Genomic DNA, 22,637 nt, shown 5'->3' on the forward strand with positions numbered 1-22,637 from the left:
CTACTATAAGTAAGAGGGGGTTAATGGGACGAAACGGCTTCCTTTTCCTTTTTATGTTCTTCCACAATACGATTAAGGCAATCCTTCGGTACTTCCTCGTAACCTGAAAATTCCATCACATAACTACCCTTTCCAGCCGTCATGGACGTCAAAGAGGGAGCATACTTCAGCATTTCCGCTAGCGGCACAAAGGCCTTCACAATTTGATTGTGCCCCTTAGTCGCCATTCCCTGTATGCGTCCACGGCGCGAGTTAAGATCTCCAATCACGGTTCCCACCAAATCATCCGGGACTAGCACATCTACGGACATAATGGGTTCAAGAATCGTGCTTTGAGCGGCCTCCAGGGCATGCTTGAGGGCCATTGATCCGGCCACTTTAAAGGCCAACTCCGAAGAATCGACGGGATGATGAGATCCATCATAGACAGCCACGCGAATATCCACGATGGGAAACCCGGCAACAATCCCATGTTGCAGGGCTTCGATCACGCCCTTTTCCACTGCGGGGATGAAATTCCGTGGTATGACGCCACCCACAATTTTGTTGTGAAATTCAAATCCGGCCCCTCGGGGAAGGGGCTCAATTTGTAGCCAACAATCTCCATATTGTCCATGCCCACCGGTTTGTTTTTTGTATTTTCCCTGGGCCTGGGCCAGTCGATGGATGGTCTCCTTATAGGGGACTTTCGGCATGTGCAAGTCCACTTCTACACCATACTTGCGTCTCAGTTTGTCTAAAGTGGCATCAATGTGGCTCTGCCCCACTCCACTTAATAGCATTTCTTTTGTCTCTTCATTCCTAAGAAACTCGAGGGAGGGATCTTCTTCAACTAACTTATGTAAACCTAAGCTGACCTTGTCAATTTCATTCTTGCTTTTTACCTCTAAGGCATACGACATGACCGGCCGCGCTATTTTCAGGCCTGGGAATATAATGGAATGTCGTTCATCGCAAATGGTATCGCCGGTTTGAGTATCTTTTAATTTACCGATGGCCACAATATCTCCGGCGGAGACCTGATTAACCTGGTGATGCTTCTTGCCCACGGAGAAAAAAAGATGTCCACCTTTCTCCTTGGTTTGCCGGGAGGCATTATAAAACCCTGAATCTGCATGTAGAGTCCCTGACAGCACTCGCACAAATGATAAACGCCCCATAAATGGATCGATGGTGGTTTTAAAGACGAAAGCTGAAAATGGATCCTGTGGATCAGATTTTCGTTGACCTTCGTCATGCGTCTGAGGTTGCAGGCCAATATTGGGATGGAGACTGGAACGATCGGAGGGAGACGGGAGATATCGTTGTATCGCATCGAACAGGGTTGTGGTTCCAATATTGCGAATAGCAGATCCGCATAATACCGGAACAAGCTTCCCCTCTAATGTGCCGAGCGTCAATCCATCGTGTAAATCTTCATTTGAGATCTCACCTTGGGAGAGATATTTTTCCACCAATTGATCATTCGTTTCTGCCACCTGTTCCATAGCTCGGCGCCGGAATTCATTCGCCATGGATTGGTGTTCCGGAGAAATCTCCGTGTTGTGGGTTTTGGGCGTGCCGGAAGCCGGAGCTATGACACTCCTTGAAATGAGATCAATGACCCCGGTCAGTGTGGATTCTTCTCCAACGGGAATGGTGATTGGAACTCCGGCGAATCCCAATGTTTTTTCACACTCTGCCAAAATCGAGCGATAGTCCGTTCGTTCTTTATCCAGTTCATTGATAAACAGGAGACAGGGAAGTTCGTGTTCCTGAATAAGGTCCCAGACTCGTTCGATTTCTGACCGAAGCCCTGTACTGGCCCCTACAACAAGCACCACGCCATCCACCGCCCTGAGAGCGGATTGAACCTCAAAGGCATAATCGCTCATTCCCGGTGTATCTATAAGATTGACTTTTGTGCCCTGCCATTCGAACTGGCAGATGGTCGAACTAATGGAATGGTGCCTGTGAACCTCTTCAGGTTCAAAATCACCAATGGTATTTCCCTGAGGAATAGACCCCATGGCCGGGATGACTCCCGTGGAAAAGGCCAGTGCTTCACAAAGGGTGGTCTTTCCTGCCCCCGGGTAGGAACAAATGACCACGTTACGGATGGATGGGGCCGATTCGTGTGGCATGCGAACCTCCTCTCAATTTCCTTGAATTTTAGGTAGGAGAGGAAGGAGTGTCAATGAAAAAGAACAATGGCCTGTCAGGAGATCAACGCTCTTTTGATTTTATCGTCAGTGGACCGACAGATAAGACTTCAAAAAACCTGCACGGTGATTTGCGGTAAAAAATATTCAGGCAAAATTTTCCTAGTAAATTCTGCGATTTTCTCTTGAAAATGGACCCGAGCATTTTGTTCGAAAATTCTGGCACCCAGGTTGCTCTAGTGTCCTATCCAAGAGAGTAAAAATTGATGCCAATTCCATGGTGGCCCATACACCGGTATCAATGAACGAAACGATGTAAGTCGTTTCATCTCTCGCCCCTTTTCTCGTACAGGCTGATGCAGGCATCAGGATCTATTGAGATCCAGGGAACGTCTTGCTCTAAAAAGTAGGTATTAACACTTAATTTTCGGTGGGGGATCGCATGAGCACATTGACACCAGAGTTGGCAGGTATAACTTCAATGAATCAATTTGCTGGATTGAAGCAGGTAACTCAGGAGCTGGTTCCTGGTGATCCTTCTGGAATCCGTGACCTCTCGCCACTTCCCTTCTCTTTACATTGTCTGGGAGGGGTTTGGGAAGGGTATCTTGTTGGATGGCACGGGGACACTATGCAATTGCGTTTGACCGGATTCCCTCCCATAGAACTCTCGCAGATCATTGAATTGAAATATGGCATTTCAGGTCAAGATCGTCCCTTCAAAAAGCTTCATGGAATGATTAAAAATATACAGGTGAAACCAGGTCAGACCGCTTGGGAAGGAACAACTGACATTCTTTTAGACTGCCCCACAGAGAATGATGCCATTAGTTCCTTTTCGTCAGGTACGAAAGTTCTGCTCCCTCAAGGAGAGAGCCTCATGGTACATGGACATGTTTTAACGGGTTCGTTCAATTCGTCCAGGAAGATTCATAACCACGAAATCTCCGACTCTATACCAGGTGTTTCTTTTCGTGAGAAGGAAGAAGAAGAACCGAAGGATGGGTCCCTGATTCTTCAAAAAACTGGCGTGTCCAGCAGTCGTCTCACCATTAATAAAGGCAATGGGCAGCAGATTAGTGCCTACCATGACCAACCTATTGAAGGCAATTCAACAGAAGGACCTGTCGTCGTTATTGCCCCGGGGTATGGGGAAACCAAACGGGATTATTTGACCTTGGCTTATTACTTTGCCAGCAATGGATTTCATGTCGTGCGCTATGACCATACCAATCATGTCGGCGAGAGTGATGGACTGCACTACCAGGTATCCCTTTCATCAATGAAAAATGATTTTCAAACTGTGACCCGTTATGTGAGGGCCACTTGGCCGCACTCAGCCATAATCGGTGTGGCTGCCAGCTTAGCCTCGCGAGTCGCTCTCAAAGCCGAGGCTGAATATCCATCATTATCCCTTTTGATCATGCTCATGAGCATTGTCAATGTCCAACGGTCTGCAGCCACGGTTCATCAGGAAGATCTCTTTGCAGCCTATGGGAATGAGCAGTGCCCTGCATCGGCGAATTTTTTGGGCTTCAATGTGGGCAATCAATTTTTGGGAGATGCCATTGCCAACAAATTTGTCACGCTTGAACACACACTCATTGATGCGGAATCCTTAAGCTCCCCCGTCATACTGGTTTCCGCCGAGAAGGATGCCTGGGTCGCTCCCGATGATCTTCAAGCGTTTCGGAATGCATTGGGTCGACGCCTTGAGCATTGGATGGTGGTGCCAGATGCATTGCATCGTCTACAAGAAAACCCCAAAAGAGCCCGTGAAACCTATCGACAACTCATTGCACAATGCCATGAGCAAGTGAATCAGAAAGCTGCTCCTGATGTGATCCACACCCCTAATCGACTAGACTTGGGACGCCAAAATCGACGAGAAAAACTTGCGCAACAACAACAGGCCGAGACCGACGTCGGCGCAGGCTTTTGGCAGGATTACTTGGGCCACTTTCAGTCTGTGGCGCAATGCCGGGATTATGTGAAACTCCTTGATCATGTGTTTCATGCCTTGGGCCCCATCACTTCTGGCCAACGGTTTCTGGATGCTGGCTGTGGAAACGGCAATGCAGGGTTATATTTTTTGGATAGGCTTTCCGCCACCATTTCCAGTGGGATCCCTTACCTAGAGAAGTCCATTCAATATCTGGGGATTGATGTCGTTCCTGACGCCTTGAAACGGGCTAACAAAGCAATGCTTGCCGCCGACACAGAATGGCAACATAGCATGACCTCTCCGACACCCTTCTTCACGAAGGCATGGGCGCAGGTAGATTTAGGTCAGCCGCTCCCCTTTCCAGACAACCATTTCGACCGGATTGTCTCTAATCTGGTGATTGGATATGTCCAGGATCCAGGCGCTACCCTACGAGAACTGTATCGTGTTCTCGCTCCAGGGGGACGAATCGTTATTTCCAATTTAAAACCGAATGGTGACTTTTCCGGTATTTACCAGAGTCTGGTCAGTAGTGCTGCTCTCCCACAACAACGAGAAGAAGCACGGGATCTCTTGAATAATTACGGGAAAATCCGACAGGCCGAAAAAGAAGGGCAATTTTGTTTTTATGATCAAACCCAATGGGAATCGATCGTCGCCACCCTGGGCTGTACGAATGCTGGTATTTTTTCAACTTTTGCAGAACAAGCGTATCTCGTTATTTTAGACAAACCAATTTTCTGCACACAAGCGCAAAAGCCCATCCAAAATGCAGAACCATGCTCCACCCGAAACCAGCTGTCAGGGATTCTGAAGCAAGTGGCATAGGAGGGTCCCTTTCTATCTATAAATATTTTTCAGGAGAACCGCATGGGACCTCAGTATGACAATGACTACCGTTGATTATACAAAAGAGTGTCGTTCATGGAAGCATAAGAGGAGATATCCCCCGAGGACATTCCTGAACTTAACTCTTTTGACTTCTGCCTGCATTTATTGTCCAATAGGCCTTCAAAGATGTCAGAGCCATAATCTAGGGTAATCTCTCATCTGTCCTTGTTTTTCACGTGAATTTTTACGCCTTCAGCGGACTCTTGAATGGTCTGGCCGCCACAGCCTCCGGCCTTATTGTCTATGCCAAAAATCCTCACAGCTCCAAGCATCAAGCCTATGCCCTGTATTGTTTAGCTGCCGCCATTTGGGGATATGGGTATTGCGCATGGCACCTTTCTTCCACTCACGATCTTGCCCTTCTCTTTGTTCGATTGTTAATGGCCGGAGCCATTTTTCTTCCGCCAGCCTATCTGTGGCACGTCCTGACCTTATTGGATGATGTGGAAGCCAACAGAGGGGTTATTCGTCTTGGATGGGGAGCTAGTCTTATTTATTTCGGCGCGAATTTTACCACCTATTTCGTGGCTGATGTCCATCATGTCGGTGATTTTCCATTTTGGCCGCAACCCGGTCCATTTTTTCATATCTATCTCCTGGGATTTGGCCTATCGACTATTTATGGAACGTGGTTACTTTATCGGGGAGCTCGGACCAGAACCGGTCCTGAACGTTCACGATTTTTCCTTCTCACTATCGGATCAGTCATTGCCTACTTAGGGGGGATGACGACTTTTCCGCTCTGGTATGGAATTGAAATCCCACCAAACGGCACAATCCTACTGACGGTCTATACGTCGGTCGTCGCCTATACGCTCCTACGATACAGACTGATGGATCTCGGGACGGCTGTTGAACGCAGCATCACGGGAGGCCTCTTGTTAGCACTCGTGGCTTTCCCGGCCTATCCGATCCTCCTCCTTGGCCAGAGTCTGTATTTTGGGCAAATTAATATCGCCTATTCTTTTGTTGAACTCACCGTGTTGCTCATCTTAGTACTTGGAGCGTCCTCCTTGAAGCGGGAAGCAAAAACATTAATCACGAAATCACTGTTCAAGGAACGATATAATCGACATGAAACGGTGGTACATTTCTCTAAGTCCCTCCTATCCATATTGGAATTAAAAGATTTGACGGCCACTATCGTGGAATCCATTTGCCCCACATTAGGATTGCAATGGGGAGTTTTATATTTACGAAGTTCCAGCAGTCAGGATTATCGACCGGTATCCAGCTTTGGAAAATCCACCACAGATCTTCCAGTCCTCTATTTGCATAAAACGCCTACGTTGCTAGAAATGTGGAGACAAGGCACGTCCTGTTTTGTCATCCATGAATTGGAACTCTCTACCATCAACTCCGACTCTGAAGCCGTCATCGCACAGCTCGCCCATATTGGAACAGAAGTTTGTTTGCCCTTGGTTAACAAAACCCGGCTCTTAGGTTTTTGTGTGTTTGGACCTAATACGAAAAGTGGCGGAGGGTATACGACCCAGGATTTGGATTTATTAACTACCTTATCCCAAGAAGCGTCCGTGGCGTTAGACAATGCCTTGCTCTATGAAGAGCTCAAGCGCTCCCAATCGTTGGTTCGTCGAACGGATCGCCTTCGATCTCTGGAGACCATGGCCGGCGGATTGGCTCACGAAATTAGAAATCCCTTGACCTCGATTAAAGCTTTCGTGGATCTGGCACCTGAACGAAAGGATGATGAACAGTTTCTGGTTCGATTTAGTAAGGTCGTCAAAGAAGATGTGTTTCGAATCGAGCGGCTCACTCGAGAGATCTTGGATTATGCCAAACCAATGGAACCGTTTCTCAAGGAAGAAGATCTCAATGATATTGTGGAATCCTGTCTGTATACCCTCAGAATTCGACCCTCTCATGAATTAATTGTCGTCGAAACCGATTTGGCTCATGGGTTGCCAAAGGTATTTGCCGATCGGCAGCAATTGAAGCAGGTGTTCCTCAATCTGTTGTTTAATGCCGTGGAAGCCATGCTCCCGGAGGGTGGGGTGTTAACAGTGCGGACTCGAAAGATTGGTTCAGGTGTGGTTCAGGGTTGGGTGCAGGTGGACATACACGATACTGGAAAAGGAATAAATCCGGAAGACATCGAGCATATATTTGATCCTTTTTTTACCACAAAGCACTTGAGTCAGGAACATGAGGGAACAGGTTTGGGATTGGCCATTGCCCATCAAATCATTCAAGAACATCGAGGAAGTATTGAAGTCCAAAGTGTGAAAGGAGGGGGAACCACCTTTCTTGTAAATCTCCCAAATTCTCCAGCACCCACATCAATTTCTCCAGCCCAGAGTGTGTCCCCAAAGGCCGAACTCCCCAATCTTGATTGAATCACCCCTATAAAACCACGAATTCTGAATCAAGGCATATTCACGCTTCGGGCATAAGGAATTGGGGTTTGAATAGCCATACAGAACGGTTATCCAGAACGCGGAAGGCGTCCTTCAACCAATTGCCCCTCCCAATCTCCGGTTCCCTTTTTCAGATGAAGAAGCCGTGAACGAGTGAGCCCAGCTCTTTGAAGCCAATCTCGAACCTCTCGCACGGAATAGGTGTTGCCCCGCTGGGTATAGAGCAACATGGAGACGGCAAAGAGATTGGCTTCAAGGGGTTGAAGGTCATTTGTATCCTGCAAAAAGGTATCTTGGATGAGCAGCCGTCCACCAGGATTGAGAATTCGTTTAATTTTTTTGAAAATTTTCAGGTTGTCTGTAGGAGAATAGATATGGAGCACATTGGAATACCAGACAACATCATAGGTGCCTGAAATGCGTGCTGTTAAAAAATCACCAGCTTGGTAGGTCAAGCGGGTTCCCAAAGAAGACTGTTCCGCCAGCGTACGGGCGACGTCCAGAGCGGCGGACCTATCCATCACTGTAGCGTGAAGTATTGGATTCTTCGCTAAAAAGGCCATAGCATAAGTGCCAGGGCCACCGCCTAAATCCAGTAGAGTACGATCCGCCTTCAAAGAAATTTGTTGGGCAACCTCCCTAGCCGGTTGGATCGACCGGTGATGCATGGCCCAGGAAAATGATCGTCGATATTCAATGGTTTCCGGTTTCTGGCTGTCCAGTGGCTGACCGGCACGAATCACTTCCGTTAAATGAGACCATTCGCTCCATTGGCGCTGCATGAGCACCAAATAGTCTCCTTGAAAGTCCGTGCTGGATTCCTGGAGGTAGCGTTTGGAAAACGGAGCGAGACGATATCCTGATTGTGATTTGACCAATAATCCTATACTAGCAAGATTCCGGCACAAGATTGCGAGTCCACGTTGGCTCACCCGTACCCGTTTGGCTAACTCCGGAATCGTCCAATCCCGATCATCCATCTTTGTAAATAAATTCAGATCTAATGCCGAAAAAATAATTCTTGGCAATCGAAAGGCATAGATGGCCTCTCGAAATTGCTTGAAGGATTTAATGGAAATTGGAATCGGTTTCACGATGGTTTAGCTAATCTGAGTGAGTGCCTCGATGTGGGAATCGGATATGTAGTTAGTGAGTTGAGAACCATGTCAGGCAGGTCTTGATTTGTTGATGGAGGTCAGCAAGGTTTCCGAAGTCGACCGGGCGTTCATAATAAGCGGCAACATGCGATTCATTCATCTCAATTCGTTCCGTGAAACCGAGACGCATGAGTTTTGACCGGTATTTGGAAACAGTTTGTTGTAGGTAAAATTTGGCCTGTTTTGCAAGTTCGTCGGTTCCTAAGTCTTCTGGCGTCCCATCCGACAACATGCTTTTCATATCCTCCAGATCGTATCCTGCCATGCACACCAGCTTGCCGTCGGCGGTGATTTCAAGCAACCAGTCCTCGTCCGGTAAGGGAAGGGTTAAGGCTTCCATAGTATCGATATCCATCCACCCTTGAATTTCATCCACAAGATAAATTCTGGCCTCAGGCCATAGAGTTGAAGGGGTGCAAGACTCACTCATGTGTTGTTCCCGTTCTGGCGCTCAGCTGGGATTCTAAAGCCCTTAGTCGCTGGGTATTTTCGTCGAGTTTAGGCAGTAGATATTTTTGGTCTATGCGTACAACTTTTTGTAAGTAGTGCACGGCTTGGCTCCATTGACCTTGGGCTTCATGGCAACTGGCAAGAATATACCAGGCACCGCCCATTCGCAGTTCATCTTTCAACCGTCTGGCAACATCCAGGCTGGTCAAGGTGCAGGATTGCGCTTCCCCAAATCGTCGTTGACTTAAATACAACCGTGCCATCATACGAAAGACATCGGATTGTCCAGCTTCATTCCCGACCCGGCGCATTAAGATCAGGGATTCCTGATAATAGGCGAGCGCATCTTCTTCCTTGCCCGTTTCCCTCGCGACTAATCCCAAATCAGAGAGTAAAACCGCCTTTCCGGCATAGTCGGACAAATGATTCATTAAATCCAAAGCTTCTAGATAATACGCCCGGGCACGTTCCCATTCGCCGGCATCGGCCGAAAGGTTACCCAAATTGGCTAAAGTCGTACTAATCCCCCGTTCGTCACCCAGAATTTTTTGAAGCTCTAACACCTCACTATAATAGGATCTCGCTTGTTCTCGACGACCACTCACGGCGCAAATGTTACCCAAATTGCCCAGTGTGGTGGCCAATGACCGTTGGTCTCCATTTTGACGATCAACTTCCAGAGCCTGCGCATAACATTGAAAAGCCTCTGTATAAAAGCCTTTGGAAAAATGGCGATTGCCTAAAGAGTTGAGATTGGCGGATTGAGACCAGGCCATAGGTGCTCACCTGTGGTCACAGTGCGGATGAAAAACCTTCCAGGCCATTATGAGGTTTTCAATTCATTCATTTTTCAATAATTGTTCAAGTGCAGGCTTGGTTCCGGTGAGCAGGGATGTTCCGTCTCCCACCAGGAGGCTATCAAAGGTATACTTTAATAATCGACGAAGATTGTCGCGGGCTTGAACAATATCAACATATTTTTCCGACGGCAGAAGCCGGAGTGAACCTGGAGGATCTCCAATAATCGCATCTCCCACAATAAGTACCCCTTGACCCTGCTGCAAAAATAACGCACTTTCTCCTGGAGATTTTTGATGCGAAAGTTGAACAACCCAAATTCCCCCTGGAAGCAATTCCCCATCTTTAAAGATTTTATCAACGGAAAGGGTCATCTCCTTGGCATCTAATTCCGGCGCCATCACCTGACAGTTAAAGGTTTTTCTGAAATTGGCCGCTTCCCGTTCATGGTCTCTATTGGTCAAGATAATATAATCTAGAGCCCCTCCCCGCTGCGTCATGGCCATATCACCGGCATTCATGGGAGGTGGGTCGACTAATATTCGATGTTCCCCCACGGCCAATAAATGACCGTTAAAATTAAGCTGTTTTTCCTCAGAAAACCAGGACCATTCAGAAATATTGGGCAGAATGGTTTTCATAGGGTTTCCAGACTTTCTTGGAGAAGGGCTGTGGTTTTGGCTTGAACGCCCGGATCTTCTGGAAGATCCAACATGTCATCCTCATGGACCGTAATAAATTTACGATTGGAGCCTTTAGTAAGGGAAATGAGTAAAAGACTGCGCGAAGGAGTGGTCGGAATGACGACCTCAACGGCCGCATCTAGGGATTTCACGATCTCAAGAAATTTTTGTTTTCCGTCTTCTAGTTCGTCCATAGTGCCCTAACATTCGGTTCAAGAATGTTTAAAAGGAGTCATCGACCTACATGGTCGAGGAAGCAGGCGGTGCCTCCAACAATTTCTCCACTTCCTGAAGAATCGCTTCATGTCCGGCTAATGTGCCGTCAGTAAAGAAATTCCCAACACGCTGCCAACGAATAAGACCATTTTGATCAATGACATACACATTGGGAATAAATTTCCCCCCGCCATAGAGTTTGTCTGTTTTCTTTTCGGGGTCCAAAAGATAGGGATACGTAATCTTCAACGGGAATCCTTGTAGGAATTCCCTGACATCTGCCAGGGAGTCGCCAGATGAATTGACTCCGATCACCGCGACAGATTTGTCTTTTGTGGCATCATGTACCCTCTGGAGATTGGTACTCTGGATTAAGCACGGCTCGCAAATATGAAAGAGTCCTAGAACCACCACCTTACCCTTAAACTGGTCAAGGGAGAGAGGTCGGCCATCCAATCCCGTTAGTGAGAAATTAGGAGCGGACTCCCCGACTTTAAAGAAACTTCCCGCGTGCACGATAAAACCGGTGCTTAGTATTAAGATGACTCCAATCAATACCTGAAGAATATTCCTTTTCATAGGCTCCTCCTGTTCATGGCACCTCCTAAGGCATATAATCAGAGATTCAACCTTCACATCCTCAAAAGCCTAACACACGAATTTTTGGGGCGGCAACAAAACGGAAATACATTTAAGAGCGAAAGAGTTGATCCGGTTCGAATAATCCGAGTTGTAGTTGTTCGGCTTTGGTCAACATGATGGGATAATTATCCGTAAAACAGGCATTGCAATAATGATGGGAAAAGCCCGGAGCCATTGCCAACATACCTTCCAGGCTAAGGTACCCCAAACTATCGGCCGTGACATAACGACGAATTTCTTCAATGTTGAGATTTGACCCTATGAGTTCTTTTTGGGTCGGCGTATCAATGCCATAATAACATGGGGCAATGACAGGTGGAGAACTGATGCGCAGATGAATTTCCCGAGCACCGGCCTGTCGAAGCATTTTGACAATTTTCCGACTGGTGGTGCCTCGAACAAGGGAGTCGTCCACAACCACAATCCGTTTCCCTTCCAGGACATCCGGGACAGGATTCAATTTCAACTTTACGCCAAAATGGCGAATGGCTTGCTGCGGCTCAATGAAGGTTCGTCCCACATAGTGATTTCGGGTTAGTCCGATCTCAAACGGTAACCCCATCCCTTCAGCATAGCCCAAGGCCGCAGGAACACCGGAATCCGGAACAGGAATGACCATGTCTGCGTCGGCGGGACACTCCTTAGCCAGTTGACGCCCAAAGGCTTTACGAACCGGATACACCGCATTCGGGCCAAAAATTTTCGAATCCGGTCTCGCAAAATAGACGTATTCAAATACACACTGGGCGCGCGAGCGTTCGAGAAACGGATGATAGGAGGTCAATTCTGTACCCTGAATGACAATAATTTCTCCCGGTTCAACTTCACGGACGAACTTGGCATCAATCAGATCGAAGGCGCACGTCTCGGATGCCACGACCCAGCTGCTTTTATACCGCCCTAAACACAGCGGGCGAAATCCAAACGGATCGCGAGCGGCGATCAATTGATCATCGGTTAACAGCACCAAAGAAAAAGCCCCTCGAACCATACTTAAGGCGTCAATCACCCGATTCACAATCGTGTCTCCCTTGGAGTGAGCAATCAGATGAATGATGACCTCGCTATCGGAGTCCGATTGAAAAATAGCCCCATAGGCCTCGAGTTCACCTCGAAGCACCCCGGCATTCACTAAATTTCCATTGTGAGCCAACGCCAAATTGCCAAACGCGAAATTGACGGACAAGGGTTGAACGTTTTGCAACTGTCCACTGCCTGCGGTCGAGTATCGGTTATGCCCGATCGCCTTTGTTCCCGAAAGTTCGCGTAACGTTTTTTTGGAATAAATATCAGCAACGAGACCTAGACCTTTTTTTTGAAAGAATTGCTCTCCATCGGAGGACACAATACCAGAGCCTTCCTGCCCCCGATGTTGTAGGGCATAAAGGCCCAGGTACGTCAGATTCGCAGCTTCTTTCGATCCCGCAATTCCAAAGACAGCACATTCTTCATGAAACCCGTCCGGGGAAGGCATAGACCGTACCATCGGTAACTTTCTCATGGTGTCCTCAAACAGACCAGATCGTCTTGAGCAATCATAAAAACTAACCAATTCAAATTTAAGGAATAACCAAACTTGCTCACGATCCTTCGACTCCAAGTTGTCGTGCAAGAGCATGGTGCCATTGGTCTGCCATTTCAGAAAGGGGCAGGCTTATCTGACACACTGGCCGACCATGATTTCCACGAACAGTAATATCCATATTTCCTTGAGTGACTTGGCCTAATTCGGTGCATGGCACCCCTGAGCCTTGAACCATTTCCATCAATTGCTTGACGTCCCCAGATTTAACCGAGACGACAACCCGTGAAGGACTTTCTCCAAAAAGTAGAGCATCTAGACGCAAACGATCTTGGTTCAGTATAACAGTTGCTCCGAATAGCGCGGAAGGATGGGTCAGACAGCATTCGGCTAATGTCACAAGTAATCCCCCTTCTGAGCAATCATGCGCTGATTGCACAAGCCCCTTTTGGATTAAGGTGAGTAGGAAGGATTGGAGAGCTTTTTCTCGGTCCACATCCAACCAAGGGGGATTGCCTTGTTCGCGAGAATGAATGACCTTGAGATATTCTGTCCCGCCTAAATCTTCTTTCGTCTCCCCCAACAAGAAAATATGATCGCCTGATTGTTTAAACCATTGAGTGGTAATGTCTTCCGGGCGCTCAATAAGTCCCACCATTCCCAAAATTGGTGTTGGATAAATGGACAGGCCATTCGTCTCGTTATAAAAGCTCACGTTTCCACTGACTACAGGAATTTCGAATGTTCGACAGGCATCGGCGATCCCTTCGACCGCCATGATGAATTGCCACATGATGTCGGGACGCTCCGGGTTGCCGAAATTTAGGCAGTCGGTCACTCCGATCGGTTGGGCACCCGCACAGACCAAATTTCTCGCGGCTTCAGCCACGGCTAATCCTCCTCCCAAATAGGGATTCAGCAGGCAGTATCGACTATTGCCATCCGTCGTCATGGCCAAGGCTTTCGTGGTCCCTTTAATGCGGACCACGGCGGCGTCGGAACCGGGACAGACCACGGTATTGGTTCCCACCATATGATCGTATTGCCGAAAGACCCAACGTTTGCTCGCAATAGTGGGTGAAGCTAATAATTTCAATAACACCTCGGCAGGTTTTTTGACTTCTGGAAGCGTATCGATATTTAAGGATTGCAAAAACTCTTGATAAGGAGGTGGTGCAGCAGGCCGTTCATAGCGTGGACCCTCTTCAGCGAGAGCATGCGCCGGTATTTCCGCTACAATCTGGTTGCCCTCTCTAATTCGTAAGAATCCATCACCTGTCACCTGCCCGACCACGGCGGCATCAATTCCCCATTTTCGGCAGATTGCGAGCACTGACTCTTCCTTGCCAGGTTGAGCCACCAGGAGCATCCTTTCCTGGGATTCCGATAGTAAAATTTCATAAGGAGTCATGTGCGGTTCACGGCGAGGCACCTTAGCCAAATCCATGTCAATACCGGTTCCAGCACGTGAGGCCATTTCACAGGAGGAGCTGGTCAGCCCGGCCGCCCCCATGTCCTGAATCCCAACTAAGAGATCCTGTTCTAAAAATTCAAGGCACGCTTCAAGCAATAACTTCTCTAAAAATGGATCGCCGACTTGTACATTCGGACGCTTCTTGTCAGATGCATCGTCAAAACTGTCAGAGGCCATGGTGGCGCCATGAATCCCATCTCGTCCTGTTTTGGCACCAATATAGAGCACTTGATTTCCAGCACCTTTAGCTAAGCCACGCAGGAGACGATCTTTTTTCACGATACCCAGACAAAAGACATTCACTAATGGATTTTTTGAATAAATATCGTTAAACGTAATTTCTCCCCCTACCGTTGGCACTCCCATACAGTTCCCATAGGAAGAAATTCCAGAAACGACTCCTTTGAGAATGTGCTGATTCCTGGGAAGGTCCAATTCTCCGAATCTCAGGGAATTCAATAACGCGATCGGGCGTGCTCCCATGGTAAAAATATCGCGTAGAATCCCACCGACACCTGTTGCCGCCCCTTGAAACGGCTCAATATATGAGGGGTGATTGTGCGATTCCATCTTGAACACTGCCGCGAGTCCCTCTCCAATATCCACGGCACCGGCATTTTCTCCCGGCCCTTGAACCACCCGCTCACCCTCTGTCGGAAATCGTTTCAAATGAATGCGTGAACTCTTATAACTGCAATGTTCACTCCACATCACAGAAAAGATACCCAACTCAGTGAGATTCGGCTCACGACCAAGATGCTTGAGGATTTGCTGATACTCATCCTCGGACAGACCATGCTGTTCAATAATTTTTGGTGTAAGGGGTCCCTTGGGCAGGACTTTTGATTCCTGGGTCATGGCAAATAACTCATTTTGTATGAAAATCTTTCCCAATTAGCACAAGGGGAATGAAAGAGATGAAAAACCGAATATGTCACTAATAATTTCTGAACAAACCCATGAAATTGATTTCCTTAATGTTTCAGACATGCACATTTGAAAGTCAGGAGAGTCATTATTGCTATGAAAGGGAATTTAGCATAAACACCGTCATACTGTCCTGTGGCTTAATGACCTGAAGGGAGACGAAGGGGCAAATGATCCGTGACATAGGAAGCATAGCGTAACGCCGTGAGCACTTGTTCATATGTCAGATTCAATGCTTCTTGAACCTCATGAAATGATTTTCCGATCCCAAGGGTTCCGACCACGGTAGCCACATCAACGGCAGTGCCTGCCACACATGGTTTCCCTTGGCAGATGTCTGGAGTCATCGTAATTCCCGGAAAAACTTCCATGGTGGCCTTGACCGAAAGGGAAGGGCGGATAACGGCAATCGAGCCTATACCGGTTGAGGTGTTTTGTGTGTTTCCAACGCTGAAAGCATGGATCGAAAAATATACATTCCATCCTCATTATTGAGCAGGTGTTCTGCCCCTCGTTCTGGATGAGGCATCAGACCAAGGACGTTGCCGGCCGCGTTGCGGATTCCCGCAATGTTATCCAGCGATCCATTGGAATTGGCTTGGGAAGTCACTTTGCCTTCGCGATCACAATATCGAAAGACGATTTGCGCATTGGCCTGCAAGGCGGACAACGTCACCGGGTTGGTATAATAATTTCCTTCAGCATGGGCAATCGGGAGCTTCAGAATCTGTCCGGGTTCACAGTGATTGGTAAATGGAGTATTCGCGTTTTCTACCCGTATATAATGATCTTCACAAATAAAGGAAAGATCCCTGTTGCGCAACATGGCACCGGGTAATAATTCAAGCTCCAAAAGCATTTGAAATCCATTACAGATGCCTAGGACCATTCCTCCCCGCCCGGCAAACTCAACGACGGCCTCCATGATGGGAGAAAATCTGGCTATGGCACCCGCGCGCAGATAATCACCATAAGAAAACCCCCCTGGCAGGATGATGGCATCCATGCCCTTGACGGATCTCTCTTGATGCCAGATAAACTGTGCCGTTTGTCCCATAACCTCCGAAAGAACATGCGCACAATCACGATCACAATTGGATCCGGGAAAGACAATGATGCCGATATTCATATCATTCTCTGCTCGTTGACATTCATACTGAGATAAGAGTTATCAGGAGAGAAAGGATCGAATTGAATCAGGGGGAACAATGGAGAGACCACTATGCCTCAAGGATCTCGTATTGATATTCTTCAATGACCGTATTGGCAAGAAGTTTTTCGCACATCGCTTTGATGGTAGTTTCACCGGACGTCGCGTCTGTTTCAGAAAGATCAACTTCGATAAATTTTCCAATTCGGACCTCTCCAACTGATTCAAAACCAAGGGTTTGAAGAGATTGCTGAATAGCTCGACCTTGGGGATCAAGAATTCCGTTTTTGAGTGTGATGTAAATTTTGGCTTTCATAATTTTCCGGAAGGAGTAACATGCACCCGGTGAATAAACGTTTTACGAAATAGACAGATCCGTCAACAAGATAGTCGGTGCCAAAGCATGAACACAAAGCTGCCTACTTCGTGAATTATCCGCAAACCCGCTTGAGAACTTCTTGATAGGTTTCCTCGATCCGGCCCAAATCTTTTCGGAAACGATCCTTATCCATGCGTTCTCCGGTTTGGATATCCCAAAAACGGCATGTGTCCGGAGAAATTTCATCTGCCAAAATAATCTGACCATTCCATAATCCAAATTCTAACTTAAAATCCACCAGAAACATGCCCTTTTTCTGAAAAAAAGGTTTGAGCACTTCGTTGATTTTGAGAGCCTGTTGTCGGAGTTCCTCGATTTGTCCTGGTGTGGCCAATTTCAACAATCGAATATGGTCTTCAGAGATAAGAGGATCGCCCAGTGAATCATCCTTATAGAAAAACTCGACTAAGGGAGGATCAATAATCAAGCCTTCTTCCAAACCTAAACGTTTGACAATGCTGCCGGTGGCTCGATTACGCACCACCACTTCAACCGGAATAATTTTTACCCGACGCGTTAACATCTCCCGGTCATTGATTTGCTGAATGAAATGACTGGGAATTCCGGCGTCGGCAAGATGTTGGAACAGTTTTGCGGAAATCGCATTATTGACAACGCCTTTTTCCATAATCGTCCCACGTTTTTCGGCGTTAAAGGCGGTCGCATCGTCCTTGAAGTACTGAATGAGCTCGTCGTCCTTCTCGGTCAGAAAAATCTTTTTGGCTTTTCCTTCGTAGAGCAAATTTCCTTTAGTCAATGTATTTCCTCTTTTTTGAAGTTTTCTTTGAAGGAGTAAGCCGGGTTGGTGTTGAGCTCTTTCGTCGAACTTGCCTTCCAAACACGCGCGTGAAAATCTGCTGTTGATGGCGCAAGTAGGTTTTGGGATTAAAACATGTCGCAATTTCTTTGGTACTAAGATGTTTGGCAATAAAAGGATCCTGCTCAATAAGGATTTGAAAACTCCCCTCTCCCCTCCAGGCAGCCATGGCATGTTGCTGTACATGCTCATAGGCGTCTTTTCTGATCGCACCTTTATCCACCAGCGCCAGTAGTAGCCGTTGCGAATAGATGAGGCCGCCGGTTTGATTGAGAGTGGCCATCATTCGTTCAGGATAGACCACCAGCTTGGATAACATGTTGGTTAAACGGACCAACATGTAATCGATCAGAATCGTGCTATCGGGAAGGATGATCCGCTCCGCAGATGAATGGCTAATGTCTCGTTCATGCCACAAAGCGACATTTTCCAGGGCAGCCAGACTGTTGCCGCGAATCACTCGAGCAAGACCGCATAAATTTTCCGAGCTGATCGGGTTTCGTTTATGCGGCATGGCAGAGGAGCCTTTTTGACCAGGTTCAAAATACTCTTCCGCTTCCAAGACTTCCGTTCGTTGCAAATGACGTATCTCCGTCGCCACCTTTTCAATACTGGCCGCCATCAGGGCCAACGCCGAGAGGAAGGCGGCGTGCCGATCCCGCTGAAGTACCTGATTTGAGATAGGCGCCGGCTTCAATCCTAACCGTTGACATACCGTTTTTTCTATCGAGGGAGAAAGATGGGCAAACGTTCCCATGGCCCCTGAAAGCTTGCCAACAGCAATGTCGGCGATTGCCGCTTTTAAGCGGAGTTCCTGCCGTTGAAACTCCTGATACCAAATGGCCACCTTCCATGCGAAGGAAATAGGCTCTCCATGGATCCCATGCGAACGTCCCACCATCAGAGTATTCTGATGCGCAAAGGCTAAATCCCGCAAGACACTGAGCAATTTCCTGACATCCTCACGAATCAATTGGGCTGCTTCCGATAATTGCAATGAAAGGGATGTGTCCACAATGTCCGAGGAGGTGAGCCCAACATGGAGAAATCGACTGTCTTTCCCTGCCTGCTCGGACACCGATTCCAGAAAGGCAATAACATCATGCTTTGTAACTTGTTCGATCGCCCCGATTCGTAAAGGATTAATCGTGACTTTTTTTCGAATGCGGGCTGCCACGCCATAAGGGACCTGACCCATCTGTTCCATGGCTTCGCACACGGCAAGTTCAACCTGCAACCACAACTCATATTTGTGGGTCTGAGTCCAAACGATTCCCATACGGGGTAACGTGTAGCGGTCAATCATGGGAAAGGGCAATTAGGCGGTAGGTGACGGATCAGAAAATTTTGGCGCAGGATTTTTTTGTTGAATTTGGCCTCGCTTGATGGCAAGCCTTGGTTCAGCCCGGAGCACATGGTCTAACAGTCCATTTACGAATCGTCTGGCCTCATCATCTGCAAATAATTTAGCCAATTCAACCGCTTCATTGATGGTGACCATGGCCGGAATATCGGGCTCCCACAATAATTCGTAAATGGAGAATCTGAGGATATTCCTATCCACGACCGGCATCCGCTGCAAAGACCAGTCGATGGCAAAATCACGAATGATATTGTCAATTTCGGACTGATTCGTGATGACACCAAGAAAGAGGATAGAGGTAAATGTTTGGACTTCCGGGGAAGCCGATTGACTTGCCCAAAACTTTTCTTGCCATGTAGGATTTTGATCCTGAAATTCATGCTGGAAAAGCATTTGCAATGCAAGCTGGCGGGCCAGGCGTCTAGATGGCCGTCCATGGGCTTGATTGGCTTGCGGTGTATCGGATGGAACAGTCATGGTCATAATGTTGTGGATTCCCTTAAAAAGCCAGACTGACGGATGTTGGTTTTACTCAAACGTTTCATTAAGACCGCCATTTCAAGAGCCGTACGCGCTGCATCAGCCCCTTTATTTCGTTCAGGTGCCCCAGAACGTTCCATTGCCTGATCAACCGTATCCGTAGTCAGCACTCCGAAAATAATTGGAATGCCAGTTTCCAGAGCTGCTTGGCCGATCCCCCGACTTGTCTCGGCACAAATATATTCGAAATGTGGAGTTTCTCCGCGGATCACTGCCCCTAAACAAATAACGGCATCAAATTGATGAGATTGGGCCAGTGTCTTTGCTATTAAGGGAATCTCAAATGCTCCAGGAACCCGAATGACCTTCCTGTTGTCTGGCGGGGTGCCTAATTGGGTCAGGGTGGATTCAGCTGCAGCCAATAAGCGGCTGGTCACAACCTCGTTAAAAGTACTGACCACGATCGCAACCTGACAGTTTGCCTCGTCACCACGCTCCTGATTCGCCATGTTGGTTAAGTAATTCTCCTTTGAGACTCACTCTCTCATTACAAGAATCAAGAGAGTAGCGATCCGCGATTCAGTGTGTACCACTTGCCAGAAAGAACCGCAAGTCCTCACTACACATTATTCAAGAGGTGGCCTAATTTGGCCTTTTTCGTGCGCAAGTAGTGCACATTTGACTCCTGGGGAGTAATCTCAATGGATACTCGTTCCACCACTTCCAACCCATAACCCTCGATTCCCACAATTTTCCTTGGATTGTTGGTGATGAGTCTGATTTTTTTAAGACCTAAATTAACTAAAATTTGGGCGCCAATTCCGTAATCCCGCAAATCAGCCTTAAACCCCAATTGTAAATTGGCTTCGACTGTATCACTGCCCTGGTCCTGAAGGTGGTAGGCCCGAATTTTATTGGTGAGCCCGATTCCCCGTCCCTCCTGATTTAAGTACAGCAGGACCCCTTTGCCTTCCCGTTCAATTATTTCCATTGCTCGATGGAGTTGCTCCCGACAATCACAGCGCAATGACCCAAAGACATCGGCTGTCAGACAGCCTGAATGGACTCGCACCAACGTTGGAAGATCATCGATCTCCCCTTTCACCAAGGCGATGTGTGTTCCGGCATCAAGTTCGTTTTCAAAAACGACCGACTGAAAATGACCAAAACGTGTGGGAAGATTTGCGGTGGCAACTTGCTTCACAAACGTTTCTCGATGCAATCGATATTGAATCAGGTCTTTAATTGTGATGATTTTCAAACCATGGTGCTTTGCAAATTTCATTAGGTGAGGAACCCGGGCCATCGTGCCATCATCATTCATAATTTCGCAGATCACTGCCCCGGGATACAGCCCGGCCAGCCGGGCAAGATCGACAGACCCTTCGGTTTGTCCGGCACGGCGCAATACCCCGCCTTTATTAGCTTTTAAAGGAAAGATGTGCCCAGGTCTGGCAAAATCAGCTGGCTTGGCTCTTGGATCCACGGCCAATTGAATCGTGGTGGCCCGATCAGCAGCGGAGATCCCAGTGGTAATATTCTTGGCGGCATCAATCGATACGGTAAAGGCTGTGCCATAGGGTGCGGTATTTTCATTCGTCTGTGGGGGAAGTTTTAACTCCTCAACTCGATCGGGGGTGAGGGCCAGGCAAATTAATCCTCGGCCGTATTTCGCCATAAAGTTAATATGTTCCGACGTGACCTTTTCAGCTGCCATGACCAAATCGCCCTCATTTTCGCGGTCCTCATCGTCAACAAGAATGATGCATTTGCCAGCCTGAATATCCTGTAAAGTTTCGGCAATGGTATGAAATTGAGGTTTGTGTATTGGGGCGGTTTCTTTTTTCATGGGTGACTCCCTTGACGGGCAAACGTTTCAGGCAAGTTCGTTAAATTTCTGGAATGGATTTGTGTTTGGTTAACCGAGTCGAACGCTGAAACATCATAACACTAATGCCTGCCAATCCTGAAACCATGCCCAAAGTGAAAAATCCTGAAGAGAAGGTCCCAGTTAGCTCCTTTAACCATCCAAACCCGTATGGTAGGAGGAATCCTCCAAGACCTCCTGCCGCACCAACAAAACCGGAAGCCGTACCCATAACCGATTTGAATCGATAGGAAACAACCTGGAAAATGGCTCCATTTCCAAATCCGAAGCAAAGCATAATTAGGAGAATCATGGCATAGCTCAAGACAAAACTATCAAGATTCCCCGATATCAGGCATAAGGCGGCTATTATAAGATAGAGCCCTTGCAATAAGGCGATGCCGCCATGGCGATCCGCAAGAAATCCTCCCAGAGGACGGACCACACTTCCCGCTAAAGCGCCAAGTGCGGTCAATGTTCCAGCCTTTACCATGCCGACGTGAAATTGATCGTGAAGAAAAATCGGGAGATAACTCGAAAGCCCTACAAATCCTCCGAATGTCACACCATACAAAAAACATAACCAGTACATGACTGGATCCTGAATCCCTTTTCGCAAAAAAATTCCAATACTGTCATTTTTTGAGGGATCGGTTTTATTCCTTACGGGGGCTGATTGAACCAACCAGAAAAACATGAGGGCTGTCCCCATAACAGGTAGGAGCATGATGCCGAAAACCTGATGCCATCCAACCCCTTCCGCAAGGCGTGGGGCCATAAACGCAGCCAACAGCACACCACTATTTCCAATCGCCACAACCCCCATGGCCAACCCCTGATGGGCTGCGGGATAGGCTTGGCTAGCCAAAGGCAGAGCAATTGCAAAGCTGGCTCCCGCAAATCCTAAAAAGAGTCCAATTCCCAGCATAGACTCGAAAGTGGTTCCACCTAACCATCCCAACAGTAACCCGATGCCTTCCAAGCCCAGTATGCCCAATCCCACAACTTTAGCCCCGAATCGGTCTCCTAACGGCCCCACGACAATTCGAAGCAAAGCGCCACCCAGCAATGGGAAGCCGATTAATAAGCCCTTTTGAGAAGCCGTAAGAGAAAATTCTTCAGATATAGCAATACCCATGGCGCCAATAAGAAGCCACACCATAAAACTTATTTCAAAGTGGAGCCACGCACCAAGGAGAGTTGGCCAATGCCCGGAACGAAGTGACTGGCATACCTCTTTTAACATGGTTCTTTCAAGGGCATGGGAGGCCTTTCTGGATAATTTTTCAAATCTGTAGCCAAGACCAGACTATAAAAAGATTTCCCTGAAATAAACAATATTTCTCTGAATTGGAAA

General features: G+C 47.6%; 20 protein-coding genes. 2 read left to right on the top strand and 18 right to left on the bottom strand.

The window, feature by feature from the left end; translation table 11 throughout:
• Positions 1-20: 20 nt before the first annotated feature.
• On the bottom strand, positions 21-2,123 hold the full coding sequence (gene fusA, locus ACTRXD_RS05740) for an elongation factor G (protein ID WP_442430882.1): 2,103 nt from the start codon (positions 2,121-2,123) through the stop codon (positions 21-23).
• Between the two features lie 460 nt (positions 2,124-2,583).
• Here fusA and ACTRXD_RS05745 point away from each other — a divergent pair, with 460 nt between their 5' ends.
• Complete coding sequence (locus ACTRXD_RS05745) at positions 2,584-4,914, top strand: methyltransferase domain-containing protein (RefSeq protein ID WP_442430883.1); 2,331 nt, start codon at positions 2,584-2,586, stop codon at positions 4,912-4,914.
• A 239-nt stretch (positions 4,915-5,153) separates the two neighbouring features.
• Positions 5,154-7,334 carry an ATP-binding protein gene (locus tag ACTRXD_RS05750; protein WP_442430884.1) on the top strand — a complete coding sequence of 727 codons (2,181 nt, stop codon included), beginning with the start codon at positions 5,154-5,156 and terminating at the stop codon, positions 7,332-7,334.
• Between the two features lie 89 nt (positions 7,335-7,423).
• On the opposite strand, the gene ACTRXD_RS05755 is transcribed toward ACTRXD_RS05750, so the two are convergent.
• The 17 genes from ACTRXD_RS05755 to ACTRXD_RS05835 form a co-directional block, all read right to left on the bottom strand.
• Positions 7,424-8,449: a methyltransferase gene (locus ACTRXD_RS05755; protein WP_442430885.1), complete on the bottom strand. Its 1,026-nt coding sequence runs from the start codon at positions 8,447-8,449 to the stop codon at positions 7,424-7,426.
• Between the two features lie 52 nt (positions 8,450-8,501).
• The gene (locus ACTRXD_RS05760) at positions 8,502-8,888 is read right to left on the bottom strand and encodes a hypothetical protein (protein WP_442430886.1); all 387 of its coding nucleotides are present in this window, start codon (positions 8,886-8,888) and stop codon (positions 8,502-8,504) included.
• A gap of 46 nt (positions 8,889-8,934) precedes the next feature.
• Positions 8,935-9,738, bottom strand: a complete 804-nt coding sequence (locus ACTRXD_RS05765; protein WP_442430887.1) for a tetratricopeptide repeat protein — start codon at positions 9,736-9,738, stop codon at positions 8,935-8,937.
• Between the two features lie 63 nt (positions 9,739-9,801).
• Positions 9,802-10,401 carry a hypothetical protein gene (locus ACTRXD_RS05770; RefSeq protein ID WP_442430888.1) on the bottom strand — a complete coding sequence of 200 codons (600 nt, stop codon included), beginning with the start codon at positions 10,399-10,401 and terminating at the stop codon, positions 9,802-9,804.
• A complete protein-coding gene (locus ACTRXD_RS05775; protein WP_442430889.1) occupies positions 10,398-10,637 on the bottom strand; it encodes a hypothetical protein in 240 nt (79 codons plus the stop codon). Before ACTRXD_RS05775 ends, ACTRXD_RS05770 begins: the two co-directional genes overlap by 4 nt.
• Positions 10,638-10,683: 46 nt before the next feature.
• Positions 10,684-11,238 carry a peroxiredoxin family protein gene (locus ACTRXD_RS05780; protein WP_442430890.1) on the bottom strand — a complete coding sequence of 185 codons (555 nt, stop codon included), beginning with the start codon at positions 11,236-11,238 and terminating at the stop codon, positions 10,684-10,686.
• Positions 11,239-11,350: 112 nt separating this feature from the next.
• On the bottom strand, positions 11,351-12,787 hold the full coding sequence (gene purF / locus ACTRXD_RS05785; protein ID WP_442430891.1) for an amidophosphoribosyltransferase: 1,437 nt from the start codon (positions 12,785-12,787) through the stop codon (positions 11,351-11,353).
• Between the two features lie 94 nt (positions 12,788-12,881).
• A complete protein-coding gene (gene purL / locus ACTRXD_RS05790) occupies positions 12,882-15,155 on the bottom strand; it encodes a phosphoribosylformylglycinamidine synthase subunit PurL (RefSeq protein WP_442430892.1) in 2,274 nt (757 codons plus the stop codon).
• Positions 15,156-15,364: 209 nt separating this feature from the next.
• The gene (locus ACTRXD_RS05795; protein WP_442430893.1) at positions 15,365-15,571 is read right to left on the bottom strand and encodes a DUF433 domain-containing protein; all 207 of its coding nucleotides are present in this window, start codon (positions 15,569-15,571) and stop codon (positions 15,365-15,367) included.
• A gap of 68 nt (positions 15,572-15,639) precedes the next feature.
• Entirely contained in the window at positions 15,640-16,353 is a 714-nt protein-coding gene (gene purQ / locus ACTRXD_RS05800; RefSeq protein WP_442430894.1) for a phosphoribosylformylglycinamidine synthase subunit PurQ, read from the bottom strand.
• Between the two features lie 91 nt (positions 16,354-16,444).
• Entirely contained in the window at positions 16,445-16,690 is a 246-nt protein-coding gene (gene purS / locus ACTRXD_RS05805) for a phosphoribosylformylglycinamidine synthase subunit PurS (protein ID WP_442430895.1), read from the bottom strand.
• A gap of 115 nt (positions 16,691-16,805) precedes the next feature.
• Complete coding sequence (purC, locus tag ACTRXD_RS05810) at positions 16,806-17,510, bottom strand: phosphoribosylaminoimidazolesuccinocarboxamide synthase (protein ID WP_442430896.1); 705 nt, start codon at positions 17,508-17,510, stop codon at positions 16,806-16,808.
• A complete protein-coding gene (purB, locus tag ACTRXD_RS05815; RefSeq protein ID WP_442430897.1) occupies positions 17,503-18,876 on the bottom strand; it encodes an adenylosuccinate lyase in 1,374 nt (457 codons plus the stop codon). Before purB ends, purC begins: the two co-directional genes overlap by 8 nt.
• A gap of 12 nt (positions 18,877-18,888) precedes the next feature.
• Positions 18,889-19,416, bottom strand: a complete 528-nt coding sequence (gene nusB / locus ACTRXD_RS05820; RefSeq protein WP_442430898.1) for a transcription antitermination factor NusB — start codon at positions 19,414-19,416, stop codon at positions 18,889-18,891.
• Complete coding sequence (gene ribH / locus ACTRXD_RS05825; RefSeq protein WP_442430899.1) at positions 19,413-19,922, bottom strand: 6,7-dimethyl-8-ribityllumazine synthase; 510 nt, start codon at positions 19,920-19,922, stop codon at positions 19,413-19,415. Before ribH ends, nusB begins: the two co-directional genes overlap by 4 nt.
• A gap of 110 nt (positions 19,923-20,032) precedes the next feature.
• Entirely contained in the window at positions 20,033-21,262 is a 1,230-nt protein-coding gene (locus ACTRXD_RS05830; protein ID WP_442430900.1) for a bifunctional 3,4-dihydroxy-2-butanone-4-phosphate synthase/GTP cyclohydrolase II, read from the bottom strand.
• Positions 21,263-21,302: 40 nt separating this feature from the next.
• Positions 21,303-22,442: an MFS transporter gene (locus ACTRXD_RS05835; protein WP_442430901.1), complete on the bottom strand. Its 1,140-nt coding sequence runs from the start codon at positions 22,440-22,442 to the stop codon at positions 21,303-21,305.
• Between the last annotated feature and the right edge of the window lie 195 nt (positions 22,443-22,637).

Origin of the sequence: Nitrospira sp. T9, from assembly GCF_052156535.1 — a bacterium.
In the GTDB taxonomy this organism is placed as follows: Bacteria; Nitrospirota; Nitrospiria; order Nitrospirales; family UBA8639; genus Nitrospira_E.